The sequence below is a fragment of the Limnospira sp. PMC 1279.21 genome, assembly GCF_032349615.1.
Lineage (GTDB): Bacteria > Cyanobacteriota > Cyanobacteriia > Cyanobacteriales > Microcoleaceae > Limnospira > Limnospira fusiformis.
This window is the reverse complement of sequence record NZ_JARPLU010000383.1, coordinates 1-1,480: the sequence shown is the minus strand read 5'-3', so window position 1 is coordinate 1,480 and position 1,480 is coordinate 1. Positions and strand designations below refer to the sequence as shown.

Here is a 1,480-nt window from a genome sequence, read left to right as displayed (position 1 = left end):
GACTTTAATGGTTAGGTGATGTTATGAATTATACTCCATCAGGTTCTCAGACAATTCTCCCAACTTTGGAAAATGGCGATCGCTTATCGATGATAGAATTTGAGCGGCGCTATAGTTTGCTACCGGATATAAAAAAGGCTGAATTAGTGGAAGGAGTCGTTTATATGACATCCCCTGTTAGGGTCCGACAACACGCCGACCCTCACGCCAAAATCATCACTTGGTTACAAGTTTATGCAGCTTCTACACCAGAGACTCAAGTGGCGGATAACGCAAGTGTTCGCCTAGACATGGATAATGAACCGCAACCAGATGCTTTATTGCGTATCGAAGAGGCGGCGGGGGGACAGTCGCGCATTAGTGAGGATGATTATATAGAAGGACCGCCAGAATTGATTGTAGAAATTGCAGCCAGTAGCGCCTCAAAAGACCTCCACGATAAGCTACACGCCTATCGCCGTAATGGTGTAAGGGAATATTTAGTCTGGCTGGTTGATGGGTCAGAATTTCGCTGGTATGTACTCTGTGAAGGACGCTATCAGCTACAACAGATAGATAATTCTGGTTGTCTGAAAAGTACATTTTTCCCAGGTTTATGGTTAGATGTAAATGCGCTATTATCGGGTAATATGGCGCAGGTTTTAGCTAAGTTACAGGAAGGAATAGCTACCCCAGAATATCAGGAATTTGTACAAAGATTGTCAGTCAGTCCCTAAAATGGCGGAAGTGGCTGGAAAGGCGATCGCTGATAGCTATAATAAATAATAGACTTTTACAACTTTAATGGTTAGGTGATGTTATGAATTATACTCCATCAGGTTCTCAGACAATTCTCCCAACTTTGGAAAATGGCGATCGCTTATCGATGATAGAATTTGAGCGGCGCTATAGTTTGCTACCGGATATAAAAAAGGCTGAATTAGTGGAAGGAGTCGTTTATATGACATCCCCTGTTAGGGTCCGACAACACGCCGACCCTCACGCCAAAATCATCACTTGGTTACAAGTTTATGCAGCTTCTACACCAGAGACTCAAGTGGCGGATAACGCAAGTGTTCGCCTAGACATGGATAATGAACCGCAACCAGATGCTTTATTGCGTATCGAAGAGGCGGCGGGGGGACAGTCGCGCATTAGTGAGGATGATTATATAGAAGGACCGCCAGAATTGATTGTAGAAATTGCAGCCAGTAGCGCCTCAAAAGACCTCCACGATAAGCTACACGCCTATCGCCGTAATGGTGTAAGGGAATATTTAGTCTGGCTGGTTGATGGGTCAGAATTTCGCTGGTATGTACTCTGTGAAGGACGCTATCAGCTACAACAGATAGATAATTCTGGTTGTCTGAAAAGTACATTTTTCCCAGGTTTATGGTTAGATGTAAATGCGCTATTATCGGGTAATATGGCGCAGGTTTTAGCTAAGTTACAGGAAGGAATAGCTACCCCAGAATATCAGGAATTTGTACAAAGATTGTCA

Annotated in this window: 2 protein-coding genes; both read left to right on the top strand. The window is 43.7% G+C overall.

Translation table 11 applies throughout. The annotated features are described in order from the left end of the window. Positions 1-23 precede the first annotated feature (23 nt). The gene (locus tag P5683_RS24790) at positions 24-716 is read left to right on the top strand and encodes a Uma2 family endonuclease (RefSeq protein ID WP_315641739.1); all 693 of its coding nucleotides are present in this window, start codon (positions 24-26) and stop codon (positions 714-716) included. 83 nt (positions 717-799) lie between these two features. Beyond that, a partial coding sequence (locus P5683_RS24785; protein WP_315669505.1) for a Uma2 family endonuclease occupies positions 800-1,480 on the top strand: 681 nt, incomplete at its 3' end.